Here is a 24,585-nt window from a genome sequence, read left to right as displayed (position 1 = left end):
TATGGAAGCGTTAAGAATAAATATGGTGGAGCCAAGGGGGATCGAACCCCTGACCTCCTGCGTGCAAGGCAGGCGCTCTCCCAGCTGAGCTATAGCCCCATATTAGGAAGTATATAAAGTTGTTATGGTGGGCCCTAGTGGACTCGAACCACCGACCTCACCCTTATCAGGGGTGCGCTCTAACCAGCTGAGCTAAGGGCCCATATCATACGCTTGGCAACGTCCTACTCTCCCGGGACCCTTCGGTCCAAGTACCATCGGCGCTGGAAGGCTTAACGGTCGTGTTCGGTATGGGAACGCGTGGAACCCTTCCGCCATCATCACCAAACGTATGTATGAAAGGATTGACCTCTCAAAACTGACCAACGAGTGAGTTGGTTGACTTTACTTCGTAAAGTCTATTCCGGCAGCTTACGCTGACCGTATTTGTACCGCTTCGCTACGGAAGCGAGGTACTCCATAGAAAGGAGGTGATCCAGCCGCACCTTCCGATACGGCTACCTTGTTACGACTTCACCCCAATCATCTACCCCACCTTCGGCGGCTGGCTCCCGTAAGGGTTACCCCACCGACTTCGGGTGTTGTAAACTCTCGTGGTGTGACGGGCGGTGTGTACAAGACCCGGGAACGTATTCACCGCGGCATGCTGATCCGCGATTACTAGCAATTCCGACTTCATGCAGGCGAGTTGCAGCCTGCAATCCGAACTGAGACTGGCTTTTTAGGATTGGCTCCACCTCGCGGCTTCGCTTCCCGTTGTACCAGCCATTGTAGTACGTGTGTAGCCCAAGTCATAAGGGGCATGATGATTTGACGTCATCCCCACCTTCCTCCGGTTTGTCACCGGCAGTCACCTTAGAGTGCCCACCCGAAGTGCTGGCAACTAAGATCAAGGGTTGCGCTCGTTGCGGGACTTAACCCAACATCTCACGACACGAGCTGACGACAACCATGCACCACCTGTCTCCTCTGTCCCGAAGGCCGCCTCTATCTCTAGAGGATTCAGAGGGATGTCAAGACTTGGTAAGGTTCTTCGCGTTGCTTCGAATTAAACCACATACTCCACTGCTTGTGCGGGTCCCCGTCAATTCCTTTGAGTTTCAGTCTTGCGACCGTACTCCCCAGGCGGAATGCTTAATGTGTTAACTTCGGCACCAAGGGTATCGAAACCCCTAACACCTAGCATTCATCGTTTACGGCGTGGACTACCAGGGTATCTAATCCTGTTCGCTCCCCACGCTTTCGCGCCTCAGCGTCAGTTACAGCCCAGAGAGTCGCCTTCGCCACTGGTGTTCCTCCACATATCTACGCATTTCACCGCTACACGTGGAATTCCACTCTCCTCTTCTGCACTCAAGTTCCCCAGTTTCCAGTGCGTCCCGAAGTTGAGCCTCGGGTTTAAACACCAGACTTAAAGAACCGCCTGCGCGCGCTTTACGCCCAATAATTCCGGACAACGCTTGCCCCCTACGTATTACCGCGGCTGCTGGCACGTAGTTAGCCGGGGCTTTCTTCTCAGGTACCGTCACTCTCATAGCAGTTACTCTATGAGACGTTCTTCCCTGGCAACAGAGCTTTACGATCCGAAAACCTTCATCACTCACGCGGCGTTGCTCCGTCAGGCTTTCGCCCATTGCGGAAGATTCCCTACTGCTGCCTCCCGTAGGAGTCTGGGCCGTGTCTCAGTCCCAGTGTGGCCGTTCACCCTCTCAGGTCGGCTACGCATCGTCGCCTTGGTGAGCCGTTACCTCACCAACTAGCTAATGCGCCGCAGGCCCATCCTCAAGTGACAGATTGCTCCGCCTTTCATAACTCCGCCATGCAGCGGATTTAATTATCCGGTATTAGCTACCGTTTCCGGTAGTTATCCCAGTCTTGAGGGCAGGTTGCCTACGTGTTACTCACCCGTCCGCCGCTAACCAACGGTTTCCCGAAGGAAACCATTAGTCCGCTCGACTTGCATGTATTAGGCACGCCGCCAGCGTTCGTCCTGAGCCAGGATCAAACTCTCCAATAAGGATTTTTCGAGTGAACACCTTCCTGGATTACTCCAAGAAAATATCCAACCGATGAGTTTGTAGCTCATTAGAAAAACTGACGAGAATTTGTTCAATTCTCTATTGTAACTCCCCGCCGAAGCGGTTCGTTTTTTACTCACTCGTTGTTCAGTTTTCAAAGATCAATCTGTGTTTCTTATCGTCATCCGCATCTCAGCGGCGACTTTTATAATATATCATACTTCCTAGCAACTTTGCAATACTTTTTTTAAAAAAAGTTTTTTGAAGTTTTTGGTGAAGTTTGATGGCCGCCGACCGGCGGCATCACCTTCGGAAAGGAAGCGAAAATTAATTTACCACACACTCGGCGAGTTCGTCAACACTTTTTCTGCGAATTAGTGTTTGAATTGCGGGAACTTCCCGTTACGAGCATATTTGGAGAGTTCTTTCTGAGGAGCAAAGCGGGCATACATGCGAAATACCGTCTTATAGCGATTCGCGATCGCCTGTCTAATATTCTGGTCCAATCGTTGGTCGCTTAAGTCCAGCAGCATTTCATCCAGTTCTTTTCGCAGTACATAATCAAGCTCTTTGCATTCTTTCTCATTGAATAGCATTCCCAGCATGATAGGACCTCCTTATATATTAGCGAACAATGAAATTTCACTTTCATCGGATTAAAGCAGCTCTTCCCTATGTAAGGTTGATTAACCGATATGGCCGGATCTCTAAACCGAATATAAGCGATTTCTGGTTTTTCAAAACAGCGAGCGCTGTAAGCTTCACTTAACACTCTTGAAGAACAACGCTCGATCCGCTTTATTAGGTATGCACAATTTCCTTGAAAATTATGACATCAACCACAATGTAATTGTACTTTCGATAATGGCGGCGACCAGCAGAAGCACGACGACCCATAGCGATGCCGTCCCCAGCTTGCGCCAGAAGCCGCGCCACTCCGTACCGATCCCTCTTCTTTTCTCGCCTGATGCAAGCATGCTTCGGAAGACCAGCCCGCCGAAAGCAAGACCATACCCGCAGGCAATCACAATGACCGGAATTTCAATGATCCCGTGCGGGAGCAAACCCTTCACAATGAGATCAAACAGACTCTCGCCGCTTGCCTGCACGATTTTCAGCAAAAAACCAATCACCATGCCGTTAACGAGAAGGAAAATGAATGGGATAACCCCGAGCAATATGCCTGACAGCATGACCAGCACACTCTTGATGCTATTGTTCAAAAATATAAACACAAAGAAGCTCCATTCCGGGTTGTCCGACATCCGCAGCTCCTGACTCATCTCTCCCAGCCCTTGAAGCTGGCTGATAAGCAGCTGCTCAAATTCCTCCGATCCCCACCCGATCGCAATCCCGCCGGCAAACAAGACGGCAGAAAGAATGAGCGCCTTCCGGATCGTGGTTAAATCTCTAAGAAAATTGCTAAAACGAAACATTCGGTACCTCCTTTATTGGTATAACTCACAAGTACGAGCATATGTTGAAGTAAACAAGCTACTGCACACTGAAGGGAGAGGGGCAGATCGTATTATGAATTCTTTTTATGTATTCAACGGCAGAAAGATCAAGCGGTTTTTCTTTGTTCTTGCCGCAGCGGTATTTGCAATCGGCGTCATTTATGTGGAGAGCGACAATATCTCGGTTTTCTCTGAAACCGGCCCGTCGGCCATTTACAGCGTGTCTACAGACAAGAAGCAGATAGCCTTGACATTTGATATCAGCTGGGGAGAAAAACGTGCAGAGCCCATTTTGAAGGCGCTAAAAGACAACGGAGTCCAGAAAGCCACCTTCTTCCTCTCCGGACCATGGAGCAAAACACATCCGGATATCGTGAATGCCATTAAGGAAAGCGGTTATGAAATCGGCAGCCACGGCTTCAAGCACGAGAATTACAGCTCCCTGTCCGACGAGGAGATTCGGAAGCAGATCATGTCGGCTCATGATATTTTAACCTCAATGACCGGACAAGAACCGAAATTAATCCGGATGCCGAACGGCGACTTTGATAAACGGGTCTTAAGCATTGCGGAAAGCCTGAACTATACCGTCATCCAGTGGGATACGGACTCAAGAGATTGGAAGAACATCGGCGTGGATAAAATCGTCGACCGGGTCGTCTCCAAAGCGCATCCCGGCGATATCGTCCTCATGCATGCCAGCGACTCCGTCAAGCAAACGCACGAAGCGCTGCCGCAGATCATTCAAGAACTCCGCAATAAGGGGTATGAGTTCGTCACCGTGACCGACTTGCTCCAGCAAGGAAGCACAAAGGGCACCGAGGTACGCGACCATGCTTCGATTCAACAAAATATTGAGGATGCCGGCGGGCTGTGATGCTGCCTCCCGCTTTCCTACCGGTAATAAAAAAAGAGCTAAGGTTTAGCTCTTTTTTTCATCCTGCGTAACTTTATGCAGCGTCAGAATTTGGTATGCATTACAGATCAAAAGAGGTACGACCATAAAGATGGTGGCATTGCTCACACCGATCTGCAGAACGCCGATGATTTCTACAATAGAAACCGCCATCATAAAGAACAGCGTCGGTATCCAGGCATTGGCGTTCGTGCTCTTTACTTTAAAATAAGCGACAATGACTGCAACGACCAGAATGGCAATCCCTAAGCCCACATCTTGTCCCAAGCTAGTCGATCCGCCAACGAAGGTGCGGAAGAACATCAGCTCAAGCAGCGCAAGAACGGCTAGCACGATCTGAATGTACTGCCAGGTTTTTTTGCGGAATATGCCTATTCCCATATAATTTAACGTCAGGTAGGCAAAAAAGCCCATCTGGGAATACACGCTCACCAAAGCCCCAGAACCCAACAAAATCAGCGGGTATATTAAAAAATCGGCTACTCCCTTAAAATCGATAAAGCCATTAAACAGCTGCAGCCCCAGACCTACAATTAAGGCCGCTACTGCCCCTACGAGCATCGTCTTCAAAAATAATTTGGACCACTTCCGTAAGCTCAACGAACCTCCACCCCCACAGATCATTATTTTACCAACGTTCACAATAAAAAACCATTCTGAATGCGACATATTTCCGCAAAAGCATCACATACTATTCACAGAACCGTAAAAAAGGAGGAAAACGGTAATGAAGTGGCCGTTATTTCGTTTATGTATTATCGTCTTCGTTGCTGCCATAACGCTTACCGCTTGCGGCCAGGAACAGAGCGCTTCCCCTCAGCTTGGATATAAAGAGATCAAATCCATGGTGGTCGACATCCTGAAGACCGACGAAGGAAAAAAAGCGGTGGAAGATGCGCTCGGTGGCGGGTCCGGTTCTTCCGGAAGCACCGGGTCGATGGGGATGCGGATGATGACCGCCCAATCCGGCGAGGAGATCCGGATGGCTGTTAAAGACACGCTTGTATCGGATGAATATAAAAAAGAAATCGAAAAAATTATGACCGACCCGAAATTTGCCGGCGATTTCGCCAAAGCGATCAATTCCCAAAGCAAACAGCTGCATATGCAGTTGATTAAAGACCCTACTTATCAAAAAGCCATTCAGGACATGCTGAAATCTCCGGACGTGATGAAGTCGTTTCTTGAGTTGACCAACACGCCGGATTACCGCAAGCAATCCATGACCGTCATGCAAGAGGCGATGCAAAATCCCCTCTTCCGCATGGAAGTGCTGGAGCTTCTGAAATCCGTCGTAAAGGACGAGCTTCAACCTAAAGTGGAGAAGAAGCAGCCGCAAGAGGGGCAGAAGCAAGAGCAAGGCGGCGGTGAAGGCGGCGGCGAGGGTGAAGGTGGCGGCGAAGGCGGCGGTCAAGGTGAAGAGGGCGGCAGCGGAAGTTAACCGTCTGGCCGGTACCCTCTCAACATATCCGGTTAAAGACACTCTTTCACCGGTTATCGTTCTTGGCTAACTGGCTGCCTCTTGAATCCAAAAACCGTAACGATTGAAACTGGGTAAATCCCATTAACAGCCTATACAGTCAGTTCATACGCATAACGGCCCATGCAGTTCTCACGCAAAACGGCCTTGTGCCCCATCAAACGCATACGGCTCATCTCCCCGGCTCATCCGCCATTACGGCACGTCCAGCTCGGAGGCACGTTAGCCTACTCGTGCGCTAACAACACATTCAGCGGCTCAGACGCCATAGAGCACATTAGCCTGCTCATATGCCACACGGCACTTCCACCTGGCTCATATGCCACACGGCACTTCCACCTGGCTCATATGCCACACGGCACTTCCACCTGGCTCATATGCCACACGGCACATTCAGCCGCTTCATATGCAAACAAGCTCCCATCAGGGAGCTTGTTTCGTTTCGCTATCGCTTATTAACGGTTGCTCTCGCACTTATTCACAATCTTGGCCGCAACCTCATCATATATCGCGGCACTTTCGGTACCTGGCTTATACACCGAAGGAGAGAAATCAGGCTCGGACGGATGGTTATCCGGCCCGCCGAGCGGCAGCTGCGCCAGCAGCTCCGTATGAAGCGTCTCGGCAAGCTTCCCGCCGCCGCCCCGACCAAATACGTAATCCTTCTCACCGCAATGGGAGCAGGCATAGTACGCCATATTCTCTACAACGCCCAATATTTCATGCTCCGTCTGGATCGCCATCGCCCCCGCTCTAGCGGCGACAAACGCTGCTGTCGCATGCGGCGTCGTAACGATGATCTCCTTGCTCTGCGGGATCATCTGATGCACGTCCAGGGCGATATCCCCCGTTCCCGGCGGAAGATCAAGAAGCATGTAGTCCAGTTCTCCCCAAGCCACATCGCTGAAAAATTGACGCAGCATCTTGCCGAGCATCGGGCCTCGCCAAATCACGGGGCTGTTCTCACGAATGAAGAAGCCCATGGACATCACTTTGACACCGAAACGTTCTACGGGATGAATCACACCGTCATCGGAAACGGTCGGCCCGATTTCGATGCCCATCATATCCGGTACGCTAAAGCCGTAAATGTCTGCATCAATCAGCCCGACCTTCTTGCCTTGCCGCGCCAGGGCCGCTGCGAGGTTCACGGTCACCGTCGATTTGCCGACACCGCCCTTGCCGCTTGCTACAGCAATGAAAGTTACGCCTGACTCCTCACTCAATAACTCATGGTTCTCCATACCGGCTGCGTGGCCCTTCGTCAGCTTCTCGCGGTCGCTTGGCTCCTGATTCCGGGGCGCTTCGCCCCCGCCTTGCTCCAGCGGACGCATCCGGATATGGATATCCTCCGCACCCATTGCCTCCAGAAGCTCCCGGATTTGCGCCTCCAAGGAAGCGCGTACATTTTCGCTGCTATAGGTTACGGATAGACGGACTGTCCGTTCTTTGACCACGATATCCCGAATACGCTGAAGCTCCATCAGACTCTTCCCGGTTTCGGGATCGGTCAGCGGCTGGAGTATCTCCTGTACCTGTTCTCTAGTCAGCATGATAAGCACCTCTGCTCTATGTAATGGAATAGACATTGCTTCGATAACATGTCTATTATACCATTACTCTGCAGCTTGTGACGACTCGGACGGGGACTCTCCAGCGGTATAACGCAAAATACCGTTATAGACGGCAGCAGCCACTTTCCGTTGGTATTTCTCATCCCGGAGCAAGTCGGATTCCTCCGGGTGGGACAAGAATCCCACCTCGACCAGGGCAGACGGCATCTGTAGAGCCTTAAGCAGATATATGGTGTCTTCCGTCTTCGCCAGCCGCTGTGTGTTCTGGAGGTTGTGTCGGATTTCGCTCTGGATCAATTCGGCAAGCTTTCTGCTCTCCTCATTGTTCGGAGGGAAAAAGGTCTGCGCCCCTCTCCAACGATTGGAAGGAATGCTGTTCAGATGCACGCTGATGAATAGATCCGCACGGCTGTCCTCGATCTTCCGCACCCGCTGCTTCAGATCCTCGGTCTTCCGCTTGGAATAGCCCTTGGTCGATTCCGAGGCAAGATCATAATCTCCTTCCCTCGTCATCACCACCAGCGCTCCGGCCTGCTGCAAATAATCGCGTAAATACAGCGTAATGGCTAAGTTTACATCCTTCTCGATCACCCCTTGGCGGCTGACAGCCCCGCCGTCAGGCCCGCCGTGCCCCGCGTCGAGCGCGATCACTTTGCCCGCCAGCGGCAGACTCCAGGTGTTGGAGGTGTTCGCAGATGGAACCTCATACGTAACGACGATCAAAATTAATGCAAGCAGGCCGGCCCCTATTATCGATTGCTTGATTCTCTTCCACGATACCCACAACGTCACCTTGTCCGAACTCCGCCTGGACATAACAAAACCACCTCGTCCCATGAGTTGTACTAACTCCATCATATGGGACAAGGTGGTTATTTATGACCTCAGACTAAACGGAGACCCGCTCCTTCATACCCTCAATCAGCACCTGAGCAACCTCTGGACGCGTAAATTCAGGCGGCGGGCAAACGCCGTCCCGCAGCAGACCGCGAACCTTCGTACCCGACAAGGTCAAGTGGTCCTCCTTCGGATGCGGGCAGGTTTTGCTCGACGCCATATTGCCGCAAGTCTTGCAGAAGAAGCTGTGCTCGAAGAACAGCGGCGTAATGCCGAGCTCCTCTGCCGTGAAGTTCTTGAAGATTTCCTGGGCCTCATACGTGCCGTAATAGTCGCCTACGCCGGCATGATCCCGGCCTACGATGAAATGCGTGCAGCCGTAGTTTTTCCGAACCATGGCATGAAAGATGGCTTCCCTTGGGCCCGCATAGCGCATGGCGGCAGGAAATACCCCAAGGAAGGTCCGATCCTCCGGATAGTAATGCTTCAGCAAGGTTAAATAGCTCTTCATCCGCACATCAGCCGGCACATCGTCCGATTTGGTCTCCCCGACCAGCGGATTCAGGAATAAGGCATCCACGATTTCCATAGCGCTCTTCTGAATGTACTCATGTGCGCGGTGAACCGGGTTGCGTGTCTGGAAACCGACAACGGTGTTCCATCCTTTGTCCCGGAAAGCCTTTCTCGTCTCGGATGGGTCGAAATAAAACTCGCGAAAACGCTCCGGCTGCGGACGATTCAGCACCTGGATCGGCCCGCCTACGTAGGTGGATGGGCGCTCAAACAGCTTTTTAACGCCGGGATGCTCCGGATCGTCCGTCTTAAATACTTGAACAGCCTCCAGCTTCTGATCAACCTGATAAATGCTCTCCACATCAATAACGCCGTAAATAACGCCGTCTTCTTCTCCGACCAGCGCTGCCTTCCGGCCAACCTCAAGCTTGGCTGCCGTCTCCTCATTCACCGCAAGCGTAATCGGAATGCTCCATACGGTTCCGTCTGAGAGCCGCATGGAAGAAACGACAGCATTATAATCCTGCTCATTCAGAAATCCTTGCAACGGCGAGAAGGCCCCTACGCCGATCAGATCCAGATCCGAGATCGTCCAGGCATTGACCCGAATTGCTTGAAAAGTGCCTGCCTGCTTCAATAAAGCTTCGCGTTCTTCTCCTTGGACGACCCGCTGCACCAGCGTTCCGCCATGGGGGAGTATTGCTGTCATGAATGATTCCTCCTCTTGTGACTCCCATCGTTGGGTATGTGGATCGGATTATTTATGAAGTCCGCACTCGGTTTTCTCATGGCCGGACCAGCGTCCTGCACGCGGATCTTCGCCAGGCATCACTTGTCTCGTGCAATATTCGCATCCGATGCTCGGATAGTTCTGATCATGCAGCGGGTTATAAATCACATCATTCGCGCGGATATAGTTCCATACGTCTTCACTGGTCCAACCGGCGATCGGATTAAATTTGACAAGTCCGAATTTCGTATCGTATTCGATCTTCTTGGCATTCGCCCGGGTAGGTGCTTGGTCTCTGCGGATCCCGGTAATCCAGGCTTCATATTGAGACAAAATGCGGGTTAACGGCTCAACCTTACGAATGTTGCAGCATTGGTTCGGATTCACGCTCCATAGAGCCTCGCCATGCTGAGCGGCCTGCTCCTCCGGCGTAATAAGCGGAGATACCCGGACAAATTCCAAGCCGTACCGCTCGGCTAACCGGTCGCGAGTCTCGTACGTTTCCTTAAAGTGAAAATCGGTATCCAGATAAAAAATATCCGTGGACGGGCTGATCTTCTGAATCATATCAACCAATACGACGTCTTCCGCACCGAAGCTGCACGCAAAGGTGATGTTCGGAAACGTGCGGATCGCATATTCGATAACTTCCTCGGCGGACTTGTGCTCAAGCTCTTCCGCCTGCACCTTGATCAAATCTTCTTTCTCCAGCAAATTCATGTTTTGGATGCCTCCCCCGATTTAAACCCGATATTCCTACTGAAATAATATGAATTACCTTCAGTATAAAACATTCCTAATAAATGTCAACCTCAAATCATCATCCGCACGAAGCCAAAAAAATCCTTCCCTGCATACGCAAGAAAGGATTTTCATCGGGTCTTTATTGAACATTTGGAGGTTCCATATGCTCGAAGAGTGACGGCTTAATCCGCTGCCAAAGATGGCTCGGCAGCTTTGATATTCGTTTTTCCAAGGCCGTCTGCGGACGGCTTGTCGCCCTGCTGAGGAGCAGGTCCTTGGTTGCTGGTACGCAGCGGCACTTCCTTCAAGAAGAACACCAGCAAGAGCGCAATGACAAGCACGAGGGCTCCTGTCAGGAATACCATGGACAGCGTGTTGCCCAGCGCATCGCGGATGCTGTCGATCATCTGCATGAAGAGCGGCTGTACATCGGCAGGAAGATTCGCTTGCGTCTGCTCAATCAACGGTTTGTTCATCAGCGTCTGCGGATTCGCAAAAGTCAGCATTTGCTGCGCCATCTGCGGATCGAGCGAGCTGAAATCAGGGGCCTGCGGCGATTGCAGCGCCTCCTTCAGGTTTTTGGTCAAGCTGTTGGACATGACCGTACCCATAACGGCGATCCCGATGGTCCCCCCCAGGTTACGGAACAATTGGGAGGAAGCCGTCACCACGCCAAGCTCCTTGTGAGGAACTGCGTTTTGCGTTGCCAAGGAGAAGACCGGCATACCGAGCCCAAGGCCGAGGCCGAAGATAATCGTACTGATAACCGTCAGCCAGAGGTTATCCATAACTACCATGATTCCCATACCGACGATCATAATCGGCACACCGATCAGCGCATAGCGCTTGTACTTGCCGCTCTTGGCGATCAACTGGCCGACGACGGCGCTCATGCCCATCATGAAGACGGACATCGGAATGGTCACATAACCTGCATAGGTCGGCGATATCCCCAGCACGCCTTGCACATAGAAGGAAATATAAATCATGGCTCCCATCAAACCGAAGTTCATAATGAATCCGATCAGATTGGAAATGGTCACGACGCTGTTCTTAAACAAGCTAAGCGGAAGGATCGGCTCCTTCACTTTCATCTCAATAAGGATAAAGATGATAGCCGATACGATGGAAGCCGCGATTAATCCGATGATCTGCGACGATCCCCATGGATATTCGGTCCCTGCCCAAGAGAAAGCCAGCAGCAGCGGAACGATCGATGTTGTCAGGAACAAGGAGCCCAAATAGTCGATCGACTGCCCCTTCTTGCGATCCACCTTCGGAAACAGCGACAATATCATGATGAAAGCAACAATGCCCAGCGGGAGGAAAATCCAGAACAGCCAGCGCCATTCGATATGGTCGACCAGATAACCGCCTAGCGTCGGCCCGAGCACGCTCGAGAATCCGAATACAGCCGTCATCAGCCCCATCCATTTGCCCCGTTCACGCGGTGCGAACAAGTCGCCGACCGCCGTGAATGCCGTAGACTGGATAATGCCTGCACCGATACCCTGAATACCACGGTAAATGATAAATTGGTACACATCCGTCGACGTACCCGTTAAAAAGGCACCCAGCATGAAAAACAATATCCCAATAAGTATAAACGGCTTCCGTCCGAACATGTCGGACAGCTTACCGACCAGAATGGTCGCAATCGTGGAGGTTAATAAGTAGATGTTAATCGTCCACGTATAATAATCCATTCCATCCAAGATCGCGATAATGCGCGGCATCGCCGTGCTTGTAATCGTCTGGTTGATTGCAGCGAAAAACATCGCGGCCATGATTGCGATCATGATGGATATTTTGCGTTTAAGCGTTAAGTGCTCCATATTCTTTTTCCACCCCTACCCCTTGTGTTGGTCTATATTGGACAGCATTAATGAGAAAATCCGTTTCAAATGCTGTATATCTTCTTCGGACAGTATGTCGAAGAAGCCCTGTATCATTTCTTTCTGGTCGCGCTTGACCTTCTGTATCATCTCCAAGCCCGCATCCAGAATCGTAATATTAACGACTCGGCGGTCATCCTCTGCGCGCTCCTTCTGAACATACCCTTCGGCGAATAATTTGTCCGTAAGCCCCGTAATCGCCGGCGGCGTCAGCGACAAAGCTTCCGCAAGCTCGGAAACTTTCTGCGGGCCCCGCATCTTCAATACGTACAGGACTTGAAATTGCGGAAAGGTTAAATTGTATTTCCCCGCACTCGTCTTGTTCCAATCCTGCGAAATGTTCTTGAGCAGGGCACGGAACATGGACGACACCTGAAAAAGCTCTTCGTTCCGATCCATCCGTATCCTCCTTTCCAATTACTTATCTAATTAATGATTAAATATTAATTATTTAAGTTGTTAATTAAACGACAATAAATAATATAACGCTATTTACATATGGAGTCAAGTGGGGCTATATCATTTGTCATAGACAACATCAGCGTTTTTTCACAGGCTGTGCACATATTGTGCATAAGGGCCTTTTATTTGATATTGGAATTTCCTCCTGATTCTCTTGATACGCTGAATCCGCTGTGCATAAACGGCTTATGGCTTCCATCATTGATGGCACTTATCCCCAAACGCAAAAAAGCCCTTGACCATAATTGGCCAAGGACTCTTGGATGCTGTAAATTAACGCTTGGAGAACTGAGGTGCGCGACGAGCTGCTTTAAGACCGTATTTCTTACGTTCTTTCATACGAGGGTCGCGAGTCAGGAATCCAGCTTTTTTCAGGGAACCGCGAAGCTCCGGATCTGCTTTCAGAAGAGCACGGGAGATGCCGTGACGGATCGCGCCGGCTTGACCGGAAATACCGCCGCCATGAGCGATAACGAGCACGTCATACTTACCAGCTGTTTCTGTCAGATTCAAAGGTTGTTTAACGATCAGTTTGAGGGTTTCCAAACCGAAGTATTCATTAATATCACGTTTATTGATGACAATGCGTCCTTCACCCGGTACGAGGCGTACACGTGCTACCGAGTGCTTACGACGACCTGTCCCATAGTATTGTACTTGAGCCATGAAACTGTCCTCCTTTTTAATTAACCGCGAAGTTCGTAAACTTCTGGTTTTTGTGCTTCATGTGGATGTGCTGTGCCTGCATATGCTTTCAGTCTCAGCTTCATTTTCTCGCCCATGCGAGTTTTAGGAAGCATACCGTGAACTGCGCTTTCGATCACGCGTTCCGGGAATTTTGCAATCAGGTCTTGAGCTGCAGTTACTTTCAATCCACCTGGATGCAGGGAGTGACGATAGTACTTCTTGTTCTCCATCTTCTTGCCAGTGAGGCGGATTTTCTCGGAATTGATAACAATTACGAAATCCCCTGTGTCAACATGTGGAGTAAATTGAGGCTTATGTTTGCCGCGGATCAGAGCCGCAACTTCACTTGCCAAACGGCCAAGCGTCTTGCCTTCGGCATCAACGATGTACCATTTGCGCTCAACTTCATTTGGCTTCGCCATATAGGTGGTACGCATGTATAGTTCCTCCTTGTATTCGTCCGAAAATCATTTCATTATCATCATTTATCTTCGTTCATGTGTAATGCATGTTCATGTTGTAGCTTCGTGTTACGTCATTCTGTGGCATCTTCTTAACCGGGGCTGTGGGAGAGCCGTTAAGAAAACACAACTAATATAATACAGGATTCAACCTGCTTACGCAAGTGTTTTTTAGGCTTTCCAGGTTATGCTTCCCGCTTTACTCGAACAAGTCGCCAAACACGTCAAGAACCGTTCTAGCCACTCTGTATGACAGCCTCGCTTGCAGCGGCTCCCACCCGTCTACTAACTGAAGCACAGCGTGTTCAGGTCGTTTGAATGGATGGAGTCTCCGCTATCGAGGGGATATCATATTCCACTTCCCACAGCATCAGACCTTTGCTCATGGCGGTAGGCCCGGCTGCTGCCCGGTTTTTGGCTTCCAGAATCGCCCGCATATCATCCGGATGGCGTCTGCCTTCACCCACTTCGATCAGCGTCCCCATAATAATCCGGACCATATGCTGAAGGAAGCCGTTGCCGGTCAAATACGTATGAATGATTCCTTGATCTTTCGTGCCCGGTCGGCACATCGACGTATCCGTCTCGATCCAGGCGTCGAATATCGTACGTACATGGGACGGCTTCGTCGACTTGCGTGATGCAAACGTCGTGTAATCATGCGTCCCGATCAGATGAGAAAGTCCCTGCCGCATGGCTTCGATATCCAGCTTCCCGTAATGATGGATCTGGTATCTGCGGTTAAAAATATCAGGGAACTGGTTCGCATTGATCGTATAGCGGTACGTTTTACGCTTGGCTGCGCGGCGGGAATGGAAATCCTCCGGCACCTCCATCGCTTCCGTGACCACGATATCTTCCGGCAGCCAGGTATTTAAGGCCATGCACCAACGCTCCAGCGGGATTGGGGAAGCCGTGTAAAAATTAAACACCTGACCGCGCGCATGCACGCCGGCATCCGTCCGTCCCGATGCTGTGATTTTCAACTGCTCACCGGATAAGCGGTGAATAGCCTCCTCCAAATAATCCTGAATCGTGTGGCCACCCGGCTGGGTTTGAAAGCCGTTATAATCGGTACCGTCGTAACTGACTTTCATCAGAAGATTCCGCATGCTGCCCTCCTGTAATGCTTGCCGTCTACTACACGATCCCCATTACGCTAAGGTGCCGGCATCCGATCGGATCCATTCCCCTTCAGAGCGGTGTAGACGTTCTTGATGATCAAAAAAAGAGCCCCAAAGGAGCTCCTTTTCATCATGCTTGGCTAAAACCCTTCGAGTCAGCCGCATGACTAGAAGGTCCCCGTTATCATTGCCCATGGGGCAGTCGAGACGAGTCGAACCATCGAATGCTCGACTAGATCTCGTACCACGTCCCCTGCTGGCTCTACCCCGTATTCGCAGGGCGAATAAACATGCGTAGAGCCGGGCATACATAACTACAGTCACTTCATGAAAACAATCTTACGCGCGATCCACCAGTTCCAAGTAAACCATTGGAGCTGCGTCACCACGACGAGGACCCAGCTTCAGGATACGAGTGTATCCGCCTGGACGCTCTGCGTAACGAGGTGCGATTTCGGAGAACAGTTTTTGAATTGCGTCCTGTTCGCCATCCACCGTCTCACGACGTACGAATGCAGCTACTTGACGACGAGCATGAAGATCACCCTTCTTTGCCCGCGTGATCAGCTTCTCAGCGATCGAACGAACTTCTTTCGCTTTCGCTTCTGTCGTTTGAATGCGCTCATATAAGAAAAGGTCGGTTACCAGGTCACGGAACAACGCTTTACGCGCACTGGAATCGCGGCCCAACTTTTGGTATGCCATCTGTTATTCCCTCCTTTGCTAAGCTAAGCCGATTGAAAGCTTAATCTTCCGTACGAAGTCCCAGGCCAAGCTCTTCGAGCTTCTCTTGTACTTCCTCCAAGGATTTGCGTCCGAGGTTCCGGACTTTCATCATATCCTCTTCGGTTTTCGTGGTCAGCTCTTGTACCGTATTAATGCCGGCACGCTTCAAGCAGTTGTAGGAACGAACGGAAAGATCCAGCTCCTCGATCGTCATTTCAAGCACTTTTTCTTTCTTGTCTTCTTCCTTCTCAACCATGATCTCTGCGTCCTTCGCTTCGTCAGTCAGACCCACGAAGAGGAACAGATGCTCCGTCAAGATTTTGGCGCCGAGGCTTACAGCCTCCTCCGGCCGAATGCTTCCATCCGTCCAGATTTCAAGCGTCAATTTGTCGTAGTTGGTTACTTGACCAACACGCGTATTTTCCACGCCGTAATTAACACGGCTAATCGGAGTATAGATCGAATCGACGGGAATGACGCCGATAGGCTGGTCATCGCGTTTGTTCCGATCCGCCTGGACATAGCCACGACCGCGACTAGCAAAAATACGCATATGAAGTCTTGCACCAGGGCCGAGCGTTGCAATATGAAGATCCGGATTCAGAATCTCCACATCGCTATCCGCGCGAATGTCACCAGCGGTAACAACCCCTTCACCCTCCGCATCAATCTCGAACACTTTTTCTTCGTCGGAATGAATCTTGAGCGACAAAGCTTTCAGGTTCAGAATGATTTCGGTCACGTCTTCCATGACACCCGGAATCGTGGAAAATTCATGCAGTACGCCATCGATTTGAATCGATGTAACCGCAGCGCCCGGGAGCGAGGACAGCAGAATGCGGCGAAGTGAATTCCCCAGCGTTGTGCCGTAACCGCGCTCCAGCGGTTCCACTACGAATTTCCCATAGGTTCCTTCTTCATTGACATCAACGGTCTCAATTTTCGGCTTTTCGATTTCAATCACGCAAGTACCCCTCCTTCAAACGTCGCTCCTATATGAAACTGTCATCTTATCCAGTAATCCATGTAGTAGTATGCCTAAACAACCATTCTTAGCAGATTGCACTAGTTTTATACCACACTAACAGGATGACTTCATTATACGCGACGACGTTTTGGTGGGCGGCATCCGTTATGCGGAATTGGTGTAACGTCTTTGATCAGGTTGACTTCAAGGCCAGCTGCTTGCAGGGAACGAATCGCTGCTTCACGACCAGCGCCAGGACCTTTAACCATTACTTCCACCGATTTCATACCGTGCTCCATAGCCGCTTTGGCAGCTGTTTCAGCAGCCATTTGCGCAGCGAACGGGGTCGACTTACGGGAGCCTTTAAATCCAAGGCCGCCGGAGCTTGCCCAAGAAATCGCGTTTCCGTGAGGATCCGTAATCGTTACGATCGTATTGTTGAACGTGGAACGGATATGAGCCACGCCACTTTCAATATTTTTGCGGTCACGACGTTTAGTACGTACGACTTTTTTTGGTTTAGCCATTGTCTGTTATCCCCCTTTCTTATTTCTTCTTGTTCGCTACGGTACGACGAGGACCTTTGCGTGTACGAGCATTGGTTTTTGTACGTTGTCCACGAACAGGCAAGCCGCGACGGTGACGAATACCGCGGTAGCAGCCAATCTCCGTAAGACGTTTAATATTTAAGGAAATTTCACGACGCAGGTCACCTTCTACCTTAACCATTTTGTCGATCGTTTCGCGCAATTTGCTGACTTCATCTTCTGTCAAATCACGAACACGAGTGTCCGGATTGATGCCAGTTTCCTTCAGAACTTTCTGGGAAGTCGTTTTACCGATTCCGAAAATGTAAGTCAAGGCGATCTCAACGCGTTTGTCACGTGGCAAATCCACACCAGCTATACGAGCCATTTTACGCTACACCCCCTTCTTTAACCTTGTTTTTGTTTGTGCTTCGGATTTTCACAGATAACCATTACGTTCCCTTTGCGGCGAATGACTTTGCATTTTTCGCAAATAGGCTTTACAGAAGGTCTTACCTTCATGCTAATTACCTCCTCCAAGTTTTACGTTGTAAAACCAGCTTCGTAACTAAACGGACGTTTGTAGCCGCTGCTGAGTTTTACATCTGTAAAACCGCTTCGCAGCTCTTTGATTCCCCAGGGGAACCGAAAATCTATTTACGGTACGTGATGCGACCTTTGGTCAAATCGTACGGCGAGAGTTGAACAACCACTTTGTCTCCTGTAAGAATACGGATAAAGTGCATCCGCAACTTTCCGGAAACATGAGCGAGAATTTGATGACCATTCTCCAGCTCGACTCTAAAGGTAGCATTCGGCAACGGTTCAATAACCGTTCCTTCGACTTCAATGACATCTTCTTTAGCCACAATTAGTCTCCTTTCTGATCAGCCTTGGATTTATCGGATACAAACCGGCTTACGGCAAACCGCAGCTTTCCGTTTGTGACCCGACCGCTTTCTTGCAAACTGTTTACAACTTCACTGCTAATGAAGGGCTGGGGCTCCAGATGAAGAACATTCTTCTTCTTCGCTCCGTCAAACTTCCGTTTGTCCCCATCCGCGATCCATGCGAACCTGGAATCCTCCATCGAAACGATAACGGCATACTGTCCGGCATCTCTGCCCTTCAGCACTTTAACAATCTGGCCGACTTGCATCGTGACTTCCTTGTTCAAGTTCATCACCTATTCCGGCAGCTTCGTCAAAATTTCCATACCGTCCGGCGTCACCGCTACCGTATGCTCGAAGTGAGCGCACATGGAGCCATCGACCGTTACTACCGTCCAGTTGTCTTCCAGCGTCTTAACATGCCGTTTTCCGGCGTTAACCATCGGTTCAATCGCAAGCACCATGCCCGGCTTTAGCCTTGGTCCCCGGTCGGGTACGCCGTAATTCGGAATTTGCGGATCCTCATGCAGTTCTGTACCCACACCATGACCGACGTATTCCCGGACGACAGAAAAGCCTGCATCCTCGATATAGCGCTGGATGGCGTGAGAGATTGTAAACAAGCGGACATCCGGTTTGACAAGCGCGAGTCCGGCATAGAGCGACCCTTCCGTTACGTCCAGCAGACGCTGGGCTTCTTCGGAAATTTCGCCGACCCCGTAGGTCCATGCCGAGTCACCATGGTAACCCTCGTACTGCGCACCAATATCAAACGTTACGATATCGCCTTCGATTAATTTGCGTTTGCCTGGAAATCCATGCACCAATTCTTCATTGACTGATGCGCAAATGCTGGAAGGAAATCCGTTGTAGCCTTTGAAAGATGGCACAGCGCCTTGGCTTCGAATGAACTTGTCGGCCATAAGGTCCAGTTCCCCGGTCGTAATGCCCGGTTCTACATGAGCGGCAAGGAGCTTGTGGCATTCCGCCACAATTCTTCCTGCTTCTCTCATCAAGCTCAGTTCCGCTTCGGATTTACAAATGATCATTATCGTTAACCTCGCAGTAAAGACGCAATTTGTGCGGAAACCGCGTCGATTTCCTGATCACCATCGATTTGACGCAAAAGACCTTTGTTCTCATAAAACGTGAGGAGTGGTGCTGTTTTGTTGATATATTCGTCCAAGCGAATGCCGACGCTCTCTTCGTTATCGTCGGAGCGCTGATACAATTCGCCGCCGCATTTATCACAAATGCCTTCCTGTTTAGGAGGATTAAAGATCACATGATAAGTCGAACCGCAAGATTTGCAAATCCGGCGGCCTGTAAGGCGGGCCAGAAGCTTATCCCGATCCACTTTCAGGTTGATGACATGATCAAGACTGGTGTTCATGCGGGAGAGAATGTCATCCAGCGCTTCCGCTTGCGAAAGGGTTCTTGGAAAACCGTCCAATAAGAAACCTTTTTCGCAATCGGACTGCTGCAATCGCTCTTCCACGATACCAATCGTTACATCATCAGGCACCAGCAGGCCTTGATCGATGTACTCCTTCGCTTTCACTCCAACCGGAGTGCCCTGCTTGATCGCGAGGCGAAATGCATCGCCGGTCGAGATATGAGGGATACCGAATTCATTCACGATATGCTCTGCTTGCGTTCCTTTTCCTGCCCCAGGAGGACCCATGAATAAAATGTTCACTTAAGTCACTCCCTCCTCTTGCCAGTAGCAAGAACAACACAATAGGCGCCGGGAAGCAGTAAAGCCTACTCGCCGGAACCTATCGCCTATTTATTGATAAAACCTTTGTAATGACGTTTGATCAGCTGGCTCTCAATTTGCTTCATCGTATCCAGTGCAACACCGACAACGATGAGCAAGGAGGTTCCGCCGATCTGAACCGTACGTGGAAGTCCTGCAAGCGCCCCGAAGAACACTGGAAGCACAGAGATCACGGCCAGGAACAGAGCTCCTGTCATGGTCAGACGGGTCATCACCCGTGTCAGATACTTCTCGGTTGCCTTACCAGGACGGATGCCTGGTACATAACCGCCGTTCTTCTTCATGTTATCCGCCATTTGGTTCGGGTTCATCTGCACGAATGTGTAGAAGAAGGTGAAACCAATGATCATGAGAACATAGAGGACCATTCCAAGCGGGCTGTCATATGCCAAATTCGCGGTAACCCATTTCGCCCAAGCCATGTCAGCCCAGAAGCTGGATAGGATGACCGGGAATTGGAGCAGCGACATCGCGAAGATTACCGGGATTACCCCTGCAGCGTTAATCTTCAATGGAATGTGCGTGTTCTGTCCACCGTACATTTTATTGCCTACAACACGCTTCGCGTATTGTACAGGAATCTTGCGGATCCCTTGCTGGATGAATACAACACCCGTGATGATCAGAACCAGAATCAGAAGGATGATGACACCCTTCAGCGTATTCAGGAAGATTTGGTTATCCTGAATGAAGTTCGATTCGACCAAAGTCCGGATATGCATCGGGATTCCAGCAGCAATACCTGCAAAGATAATAATCGATATTCCGTTGCCGATTCCCCGTTCGGTAATCTGCTCACCGAGCCACATCAGGAATGCGGTACCCGCAGTAAGCACGATTGCAATGACGAGATAATCCACGAACGTTGCTCCAGGAATCATGTCGGCGCCATATAAACGGTTGAAACCGACCGACATCCCGAAGGCCTGAATGAGACCCAATATTACCGTACCATAACGGGTAATCTGAGCCAACTGCTTCTTACCGTGTTCCCCTTGTTTGTTCCATTCCGTAAACTTCGGAATGACGTCCATCGATAACAGCTGAACGATAATGGACGACGTAATATATGGAAATATCGAGAGAGCAAAGATCGAAAACTGCGACAGTGCGCCCCCCGAGAACGTGTTAAGGAGACCAAACAATTCGTTTCCTGCTTGATTCGTCTGCGTAAAGACTTCTTTATTGACACCGGGTACCGGTACAAACGATCCGAGACGGAAAATGATCAAAACGAACAGTGTGAACAATATCCGTTTCCGTAGGTCCTCGACACGCCATATATTTTTCAGGGTCTTAACCATTAGATCACCTCGGTTTTACCGCCGGCAGCCTCGATCTTCTCTACCGCAGATTGAGAAAACTTATTAGCTTTTACAGTCAAAGAAACGGTAACTTCACCGTTGCCAAGAATTTTGATTCCGCTCTTCGTATTGTTAACAATACCGCTCTCAACCAAAACTTCTGGAGTCACTTCAGTACCTGCTGCAAAGCTGTTAAGCTCTTCGATGTTCACAATCGCGTACTCTTTGCGGGTTGGGTTTACGAAACCACGCTTTGGAAGACGACGATACAACGGGTTCTGTCCGCCTTCAAAGCCTGGACGCACACCACCGCCGGAACGAGCGTTTTGTCCTTTGTGACCGCGACCTGATGTTTTACCCGTACCGCTGCTCGTACCGCGGCCAACGCGCTTGCGCTCTTTGCGGGAACCAGGTGCTGGGCTCAGCTCATGTAACTTCATCGTTCGTTGCACCTCCTTAATATGTCCGGGATCTCTTTCCCGGGATTAACCTTCGATTTCTTTAACAGAAACCAGGTGATTTACTTTCTTGATCATTCCGCGAATCGCAGGATTGTCGTTTTGAACCACGGAATGGTTGATTTTACGAAGTCCGAGTGTCTTCACGGTTGCACGCTGATCCTCTGGACGTCCAATCACGCTGCGTACGAGGGTGATTTCAAGTTTAGCCATGAGATTCCCTCCTTAACCCAACAGCTCTTCGACGGATTTGCCGCGAAGCTTGGCAACATCTTCAGCACGCTTCAGGCGGGACAAGCCCTCCAAAGTCGCATTGACCATGTTCATGGAGTTCGAAGAACCTAGAGATTTTGTCAAAATGTCGCCTACGCCAGCCAGCTCGAGCACGGCACGAACCGGACCGCCGGCGATAACCCCAGTACCTTCGGATGCCGGCTTCAACAATACTTTGCCTGCTCCGAAGTGACCTTGCACAAGGTGAGGAATGGTAGTTCCAACGAGTGGAACGTGGATCAGGTTTTTCTTAGCATCTTCGATACCTTTGCGGATTGCATCCGGTACTTCGCCTGCTTTACCGATACCTGCTCCTACCCAACCTTTGCCATCACCGACAACTACCAGTGCACTAAAGCTGAAACGGCGTCCGCCTTTAACAACCTTAGCAACGCGGTTAATATTTACAACTCTTTCAGTCAGTTCTAAAGTGTTAGGATCTACACGCAAGTCGTTTACCTCCTTTTGAAGTTATCTTAGAATTCAAGGCCTGCTTCGCGAGCTGCTTCTGCAAGAGCTTGAATACGTCCATGGTACAAGTATCCTCCGCGGTCGAATACAACAGACTTGTATCCTTTCTCCGCAGCACGTTTTGCAACGAGTTCGCCAACCTTACGAGCGGATTCTACGTTACCGCCGTTTTGGATGTCGCTGCTCAATTCTTTATCAAGCGTAGAAGCCGATGCCAAAGTTACGCCGGCAACATCGTCGATCAGTTGAGCGTAGATGTGTTTCGAAGAACGGAACACATTCAGACGAGGACGCTCAGCAGTTCCTTGAATTTTCTTGCGGACACGCAGGTGTCTTTTCAAGCGAGCTTTGTTCTTGTCTTGTTTCGTGATCATGCTTCCCTTTCACTCCCTTCAGTTTTGCCTTAACAGCTTCACTTTTAGACGCATCGGGTAAGTAAGGAAGAACAGGTTAGCTATCGGTTTTGGCCATCGCCAAACGCTTAAGCTACCTTATTTCTTCTTACCAGCCTTACCTTCCTTACGGATAATGCGTTCACCTTCGTATTTAATCCCTTTACCTTTGTAAGGCTCAGGCTCACGTACGGAACGAATCTTAGCAGCGTATGCACCTACGCGCTCTTTATCGATACCACGTACCGTAATTTTTGTGTTGGAAGCCACTTCGAACTCGATGCCTGCTTCCGGCGTGATTTCAACTGGGTGGGAGTAACCCACGTTCAGTACGATTTTATCACCGGATTTGCTTGCACGGTATCCGACGCCGACGAGCTCAAGGTTTTTCGAGAATCCTTCAGTTACGCCGTTGACCATATTCGAGACAACGCTGCGGGTCGTGCCGTGAAGAGAACGATGCAGTTTGTTGTCGGATGGACGAACAACATTGATTTCGTTGTTTTCTACAGAGATCTGCATGTCTTTATGCAGTTCGCGAGTCAAAGTACCTTTCGGTCCTTTTACCGTAATTACATTGTTATCGAGTTTAACCTCGACACCGCTAGGGATAGCGATTGGTTTACGACCAATACGGGACATTCATTGCACCTCCTATCTTGTGACGTTGATTACCATACGTAGCAGAGAACTTCTCCGCCGGCTTTGGCTTGACGAGCTTCTTTGTCGGTCATAACTCCCTTAGATGTGGAGATGATCGCGATACCCAAACCACCAAGTACACGAGGTACTTCGTTGCTCTTTGTATATACGCGGAGACCTGGCTTACTGATTCTTTTCAGACCTGTGATTACGCGCTCGTTGTTGGAGCCATACTTCAGGAATACACGAATGATCCCTTGTTTATTGTCTTCAACAAACTCCGCATCACGGATGAAGCCTTCACGCTTCAAGATGTCAGCGATTTGTTTCTTAATCGTCGAAGCAGGCATTTCTACGGTTTCGTGACGAACAGTGTTCGCGTTACGAATACGAGTAAGCATATCTGCAATTGGATCGGACATAGTCATGTAGGATAAACCTCCTTCCCGGTTATAAACTTCTTACCAGCTTGCTTTTTTCACGCCAGGAATCTGGCCTTTATAAGCTAATTCACGGAAACAAATTCTGCAAATTTTAAACTTCTGCAGTACCGAATGTGGACGACCGCAACGCTCACAACGGGTGTATGCCCGAACTTTGAACTTTGGTGTGCGTTGTTGTTTAACTTTCATCGAAGTTTTTGCCACTTAGCCTGACACCTCCTAAATAGTTTCGGAGAAAAGGACAACCGTCTTATTTCGCAAATGGCATGCCCAGTTGAGCAAGCAATTCACGGGACTCTTCATCGGTTTTAGCTGTCGTTACGATAACGATATCCATACCGCGAACCTTATCCACTTTGTCATACTCAATTTCAGGGAAAATGAGCTGTTCTTTCAGACCGAGCGTATAGTTGCCGCGTCCGTCAAATGCTTTGGTGGACACGCCCTGGAAGTCACGTACACGTGGGAGTGTAACGTTGAACAGCTTGTCGAGGAAGTAGTACATACGCTCACCGCGCAATGTCACCTTCACACCGATCGGCATGTTCTCACGCAGTTTGAAGCCCGCGATGGATTTCTTAGCACGGGTGATAACCGGTTTTTGACCAGCAATCAGCTGCATGTCGTTTACAGCGGAATCAAGCACCTTCGAGTTTGCTACAGCGTCACCTACACCCATGTTGATGACAACCTTCTCGATTTTTGGTACCTGCATTACTGTTTTATAGCTAAACTTCTGCATCAGAGCAGGAGTTACTTCATTCAAAAAACGTTCTTTCATTCTTGCTGCCATGATTCAAGGACCTCCTTTCTA

The 24,585-nt window shown here is 50.0% G+C and carries 32 protein-coding genes, 2 tRNA genes and 2 rRNA genes; 2 read left to right on the top strand and 34 right to left on the bottom strand.

Annotation, left to right across the window (positions count from 1 at the left end):
- Positions 1-23: 23 nt before the first annotated feature.
- The 6 genes from MKX76_RS26280 to MKX76_RS26255 form a co-directional block, all read right to left on the bottom strand.
- A tRNA-Ala gene (locus MKX76_RS26280) sits at positions 24-99 on the bottom strand.
- Between the two features lie 26 nt (positions 100-125).
- Positions 126-202 (bottom strand) — tRNA-Ile (locus MKX76_RS26275).
- Between the two features lie 9 nt (positions 203-211).
- A 5S ribosomal RNA gene (gene rrf, locus MKX76_RS26270) occupies positions 212-328 on the bottom strand.
- Between the two features lie 135 nt (positions 329-463).
- A 16S ribosomal RNA gene (locus MKX76_RS26265) occupies positions 464-2,017 on the bottom strand.
- A gap of 375 nt (positions 2,018-2,392) precedes the next feature.
- Positions 2,393-2,623 carry a hypothetical protein gene (locus tag MKX76_RS26260; RefSeq protein ID WP_007132529.1) on the bottom strand — a complete coding sequence of 77 codons (231 nt, stop codon included), beginning with the start codon at positions 2,621-2,623 and terminating at the stop codon, positions 2,393-2,395.
- Positions 2,624-2,845: 222 nt separating this feature from the next.
- Positions 2,846-3,454, bottom strand: a complete 609-nt coding sequence (locus tag MKX76_RS26255) for a stage II sporulation protein M (RefSeq protein ID WP_028406977.1) — start codon at positions 3,452-3,454, stop codon at positions 2,846-2,848.
- Positions 3,455-3,548: 94 nt separating this feature from the next.
- Between MKX76_RS26255 and pdaB the strand changes: the two genes are divergently transcribed.
- Complete coding sequence (gene pdaB / locus MKX76_RS26250) at positions 3,549-4,352, top strand: polysaccharide deacetylase family sporulation protein PdaB (RefSeq protein ID WP_028406976.1); 804 nt, start codon at positions 3,549-3,551, stop codon at positions 4,350-4,352.
- 45 nt (positions 4,353-4,397) lie between these two features.
- Here pdaB and MKX76_RS26245 read toward each other — a convergent pair whose 3' ends face one another.
- Positions 4,398-4,991: a KinB-signaling pathway activation protein gene (locus MKX76_RS26245; protein ID WP_007132532.1), complete on the bottom strand. Its 594-nt coding sequence runs from the start codon at positions 4,989-4,991 to the stop codon at positions 4,398-4,400.
- 127 nt (positions 4,992-5,118) lie between these two features.
- On the opposite strand from MKX76_RS26245, the gene gerD reads away from it, so the two are divergent.
- The gene (gerD, locus tag MKX76_RS26240) at positions 5,119-5,832 is read left to right on the top strand and encodes a spore germination lipoprotein GerD (RefSeq protein WP_028406975.1); all 714 of its coding nucleotides are present in this window, start codon (positions 5,119-5,121) and stop codon (positions 5,830-5,832) included.
- 494 nt (positions 5,833-6,326) lie between these two features.
- Here the strand turns inward: gerD and MKX76_RS26235 are convergent, their stop codons facing one another.
- From MKX76_RS26235 to rplE, 27 genes are all read right to left on the bottom strand, one after another.
- Positions 6,327-7,424 carry an Mrp/NBP35 family ATP-binding protein gene (locus MKX76_RS26235; protein ID WP_251537809.1) on the bottom strand — a complete coding sequence of 366 codons (1,098 nt, stop codon included), beginning with the start codon at positions 7,422-7,424 and terminating at the stop codon, positions 6,327-6,329.
- 63 nt (positions 7,425-7,487) lie between these two features.
- Positions 7,488-8,261, bottom strand: coding sequence for an N-acetylmuramoyl-L-alanine amidase CwlD (gene cwlD, locus MKX76_RS26230; RefSeq protein WP_144870394.1), 774 nt, complete (start codon positions 8,259-8,261; stop codon positions 7,488-7,490).
- A 73-nt stretch (positions 8,262-8,334) separates the two neighbouring features.
- Positions 8,335-9,504: a sulfate adenylyltransferase gene (sat, locus tag MKX76_RS26225; RefSeq protein WP_007132536.1), complete on the bottom strand. Its 1,170-nt coding sequence runs from the start codon at positions 9,502-9,504 to the stop codon at positions 8,335-8,337.
- A 48-nt stretch (positions 9,505-9,552) separates the two neighbouring features.
- Positions 9,553-10,245 (bottom strand): phosphoadenylyl-sulfate reductase, encoded by a 693-nt coding sequence (locus MKX76_RS26220; RefSeq protein WP_007132537.1) that lies wholly within the window; start codon positions 10,243-10,245, stop codon positions 9,553-9,555.
- A gap of 206 nt (positions 10,246-10,451) precedes the next feature.
- The gene (locus MKX76_RS26215; protein ID WP_341034846.1) at positions 10,452-12,104 is read right to left on the bottom strand and encodes an MDR family MFS transporter; all 1,653 of its coding nucleotides are present in this window, start codon (positions 12,102-12,104) and stop codon (positions 10,452-10,454) included.
- A 15-nt stretch (positions 12,105-12,119) separates the two neighbouring features.
- Positions 12,120-12,563 carry a MarR family winged helix-turn-helix transcriptional regulator gene (locus MKX76_RS26210; RefSeq protein ID WP_028406969.1) on the bottom strand — a complete coding sequence of 148 codons (444 nt, stop codon included), beginning with the start codon at positions 12,561-12,563 and terminating at the stop codon, positions 12,120-12,122.
- 336 nt (positions 12,564-12,899) lie between these two features.
- Positions 12,900-13,292, bottom strand: a complete 393-nt coding sequence (gene rpsI / locus MKX76_RS26205; RefSeq protein WP_007132540.1) for a 30S ribosomal protein S9 — start codon at positions 13,290-13,292, stop codon at positions 12,900-12,902.
- Positions 13,293-13,312: 20 nt separating this feature from the next.
- A complete protein-coding gene (rplM, locus tag MKX76_RS26200) occupies positions 13,313-13,750 on the bottom strand; it encodes a 50S ribosomal protein L13 (protein ID WP_007132541.1) in 438 nt (145 codons plus the stop codon).
- 329 nt (positions 13,751-14,079) lie between these two features.
- Complete coding sequence (gene truA / locus MKX76_RS26195) at positions 14,080-14,886, bottom strand: tRNA pseudouridine(38-40) synthase TruA (protein ID WP_341034845.1); 807 nt, start codon at positions 14,884-14,886, stop codon at positions 14,080-14,082.
- A gap of 351 nt (positions 14,887-15,237) precedes the next feature.
- Entirely contained in the window at positions 15,238-15,603 is a 366-nt protein-coding gene (gene rplQ / locus MKX76_RS26190) for a 50S ribosomal protein L17 (RefSeq protein WP_007132543.1), read from the bottom strand.
- 40 nt (positions 15,604-15,643) lie between these two features.
- The gene (locus MKX76_RS26185) at positions 15,644-16,588 is read right to left on the bottom strand and encodes a DNA-directed RNA polymerase subunit alpha (RefSeq protein ID WP_007132544.1); all 945 of its coding nucleotides are present in this window, start codon (positions 16,586-16,588) and stop codon (positions 15,644-15,646) included.
- Between the two features lie 134 nt (positions 16,589-16,722).
- A complete protein-coding gene (gene rpsK, locus MKX76_RS26180; protein ID WP_007132545.1) occupies positions 16,723-17,118 on the bottom strand; it encodes a 30S ribosomal protein S11 in 396 nt (131 codons plus the stop codon).
- A gap of 19 nt (positions 17,119-17,137) precedes the next feature.
- Complete coding sequence (rpsM, locus tag MKX76_RS26175) at positions 17,138-17,506, bottom strand: 30S ribosomal protein S13 (protein WP_007132546.1); 369 nt, start codon at positions 17,504-17,506, stop codon at positions 17,138-17,140.
- Positions 17,507-17,526: 20 nt separating this feature from the next.
- Positions 17,527-17,640, bottom strand: a complete 114-nt coding sequence (gene rpmJ / locus MKX76_RS26170; protein ID WP_003333770.1) for a 50S ribosomal protein L36 — start codon at positions 17,638-17,640, stop codon at positions 17,527-17,529.
- A 131-nt stretch (positions 17,641-17,771) separates the two neighbouring features.
- Complete coding sequence (gene infA, locus MKX76_RS26165; RefSeq protein ID WP_007132547.1) at positions 17,772-17,987, bottom strand: translation initiation factor IF-1; 216 nt, start codon at positions 17,985-17,987, stop codon at positions 17,772-17,774.
- 2 nt (positions 17,988-17,989) lie between these two features.
- Complete coding sequence (locus MKX76_RS26160; RefSeq protein ID WP_028406460.1) at positions 17,990-18,295, bottom strand: KOW domain-containing RNA-binding protein; 306 nt, start codon at positions 18,293-18,295, stop codon at positions 17,990-17,992.
- A 9-nt stretch (positions 18,296-18,304) separates the two neighbouring features.
- Positions 18,305-19,057 (bottom strand): type I methionyl aminopeptidase, encoded by a 753-nt coding sequence (map, locus tag MKX76_RS26155; RefSeq protein ID WP_341034844.1) that lies wholly within the window; start codon positions 19,055-19,057, stop codon positions 18,305-18,307.
- A 5-nt stretch (positions 19,058-19,062) separates the two neighbouring features.
- A complete protein-coding gene (locus MKX76_RS26150) occupies positions 19,063-19,707 on the bottom strand; it encodes an adenylate kinase (RefSeq protein ID WP_007132550.1) in 645 nt (214 codons plus the stop codon).
- An 86-nt stretch (positions 19,708-19,793) separates the two neighbouring features.
- The gene (secY, locus tag MKX76_RS26145) at positions 19,794-21,092 is read right to left on the bottom strand and encodes a preprotein translocase subunit SecY (protein ID WP_341034843.1); all 1,299 of its coding nucleotides are present in this window, start codon (positions 21,090-21,092) and stop codon (positions 19,794-19,796) included.
- Complete coding sequence (gene rplO, locus MKX76_RS26140) at positions 21,092-21,532, bottom strand: 50S ribosomal protein L15 (RefSeq protein ID WP_007132552.1); 441 nt, start codon at positions 21,530-21,532, stop codon at positions 21,092-21,094. Before rplO ends, secY begins: the two co-directional genes overlap by 1 nt.
- Before the next feature lie 45 nt (positions 21,533-21,577).
- The gene (gene rpmD, locus MKX76_RS26135) at positions 21,578-21,763 is read right to left on the bottom strand and encodes a 50S ribosomal protein L30 (protein ID WP_007132553.1); all 186 of its coding nucleotides are present in this window, start codon (positions 21,761-21,763) and stop codon (positions 21,578-21,580) included.
- 12 nt (positions 21,764-21,775) lie between these two features.
- Positions 21,776-22,273, bottom strand: a complete 498-nt coding sequence (gene rpsE / locus MKX76_RS26130; RefSeq protein ID WP_007132554.1) for a 30S ribosomal protein S5 — start codon at positions 22,271-22,273, stop codon at positions 21,776-21,778.
- Positions 22,274-22,299: 26 nt separating this feature from the next.
- Positions 22,300-22,668 carry a 50S ribosomal protein L18 gene (gene rplR, locus MKX76_RS26125; RefSeq protein ID WP_007132555.1) on the bottom strand — a complete coding sequence of 123 codons (369 nt, stop codon included), beginning with the start codon at positions 22,666-22,668 and terminating at the stop codon, positions 22,300-22,302.
- Between the two features lie 117 nt (positions 22,669-22,785).
- Positions 22,786-23,328 (bottom strand): 50S ribosomal protein L6, encoded by a 543-nt coding sequence (gene rplF / locus MKX76_RS26120; RefSeq protein WP_007132556.1) that lies wholly within the window; start codon positions 23,326-23,328, stop codon positions 22,786-22,788.
- 29 nt (positions 23,329-23,357) lie between these two features.
- On the bottom strand, positions 23,358-23,756 hold the full coding sequence (gene rpsH, locus MKX76_RS26115) for a 30S ribosomal protein S8 (RefSeq protein WP_007132557.1): 399 nt from the start codon (positions 23,754-23,756) through the stop codon (positions 23,358-23,360).
- Between the two features lie 33 nt (positions 23,757-23,789).
- Positions 23,790-23,975 (bottom strand): type Z 30S ribosomal protein S14, encoded by a 186-nt coding sequence (locus tag MKX76_RS26110; RefSeq protein WP_013312154.1) that lies wholly within the window; start codon positions 23,973-23,975, stop codon positions 23,790-23,792.
- 46 nt (positions 23,976-24,021) lie between these two features.
- On the bottom strand, positions 24,022-24,564 hold the full coding sequence (gene rplE / locus MKX76_RS26105; RefSeq protein WP_007132558.1) for a 50S ribosomal protein L5: 543 nt from the start codon (positions 24,562-24,564) through the stop codon (positions 24,022-24,024).
- Positions 24,565-24,585: the final 21 nt, after the last annotated feature.

Origin of the sequence: Paenibacillus sp. FSL R5-0810 (assembly GCF_038002285.1) — a bacterium.
In the GTDB taxonomy this organism is placed as follows: Bacteria; Bacillota; Bacilli; order Paenibacillales; family Paenibacillaceae; genus Paenibacillus_AQ; species Paenibacillus_AQ lactis.
This window is presented reverse-complemented; position numbering and strand designations above follow the sequence as displayed.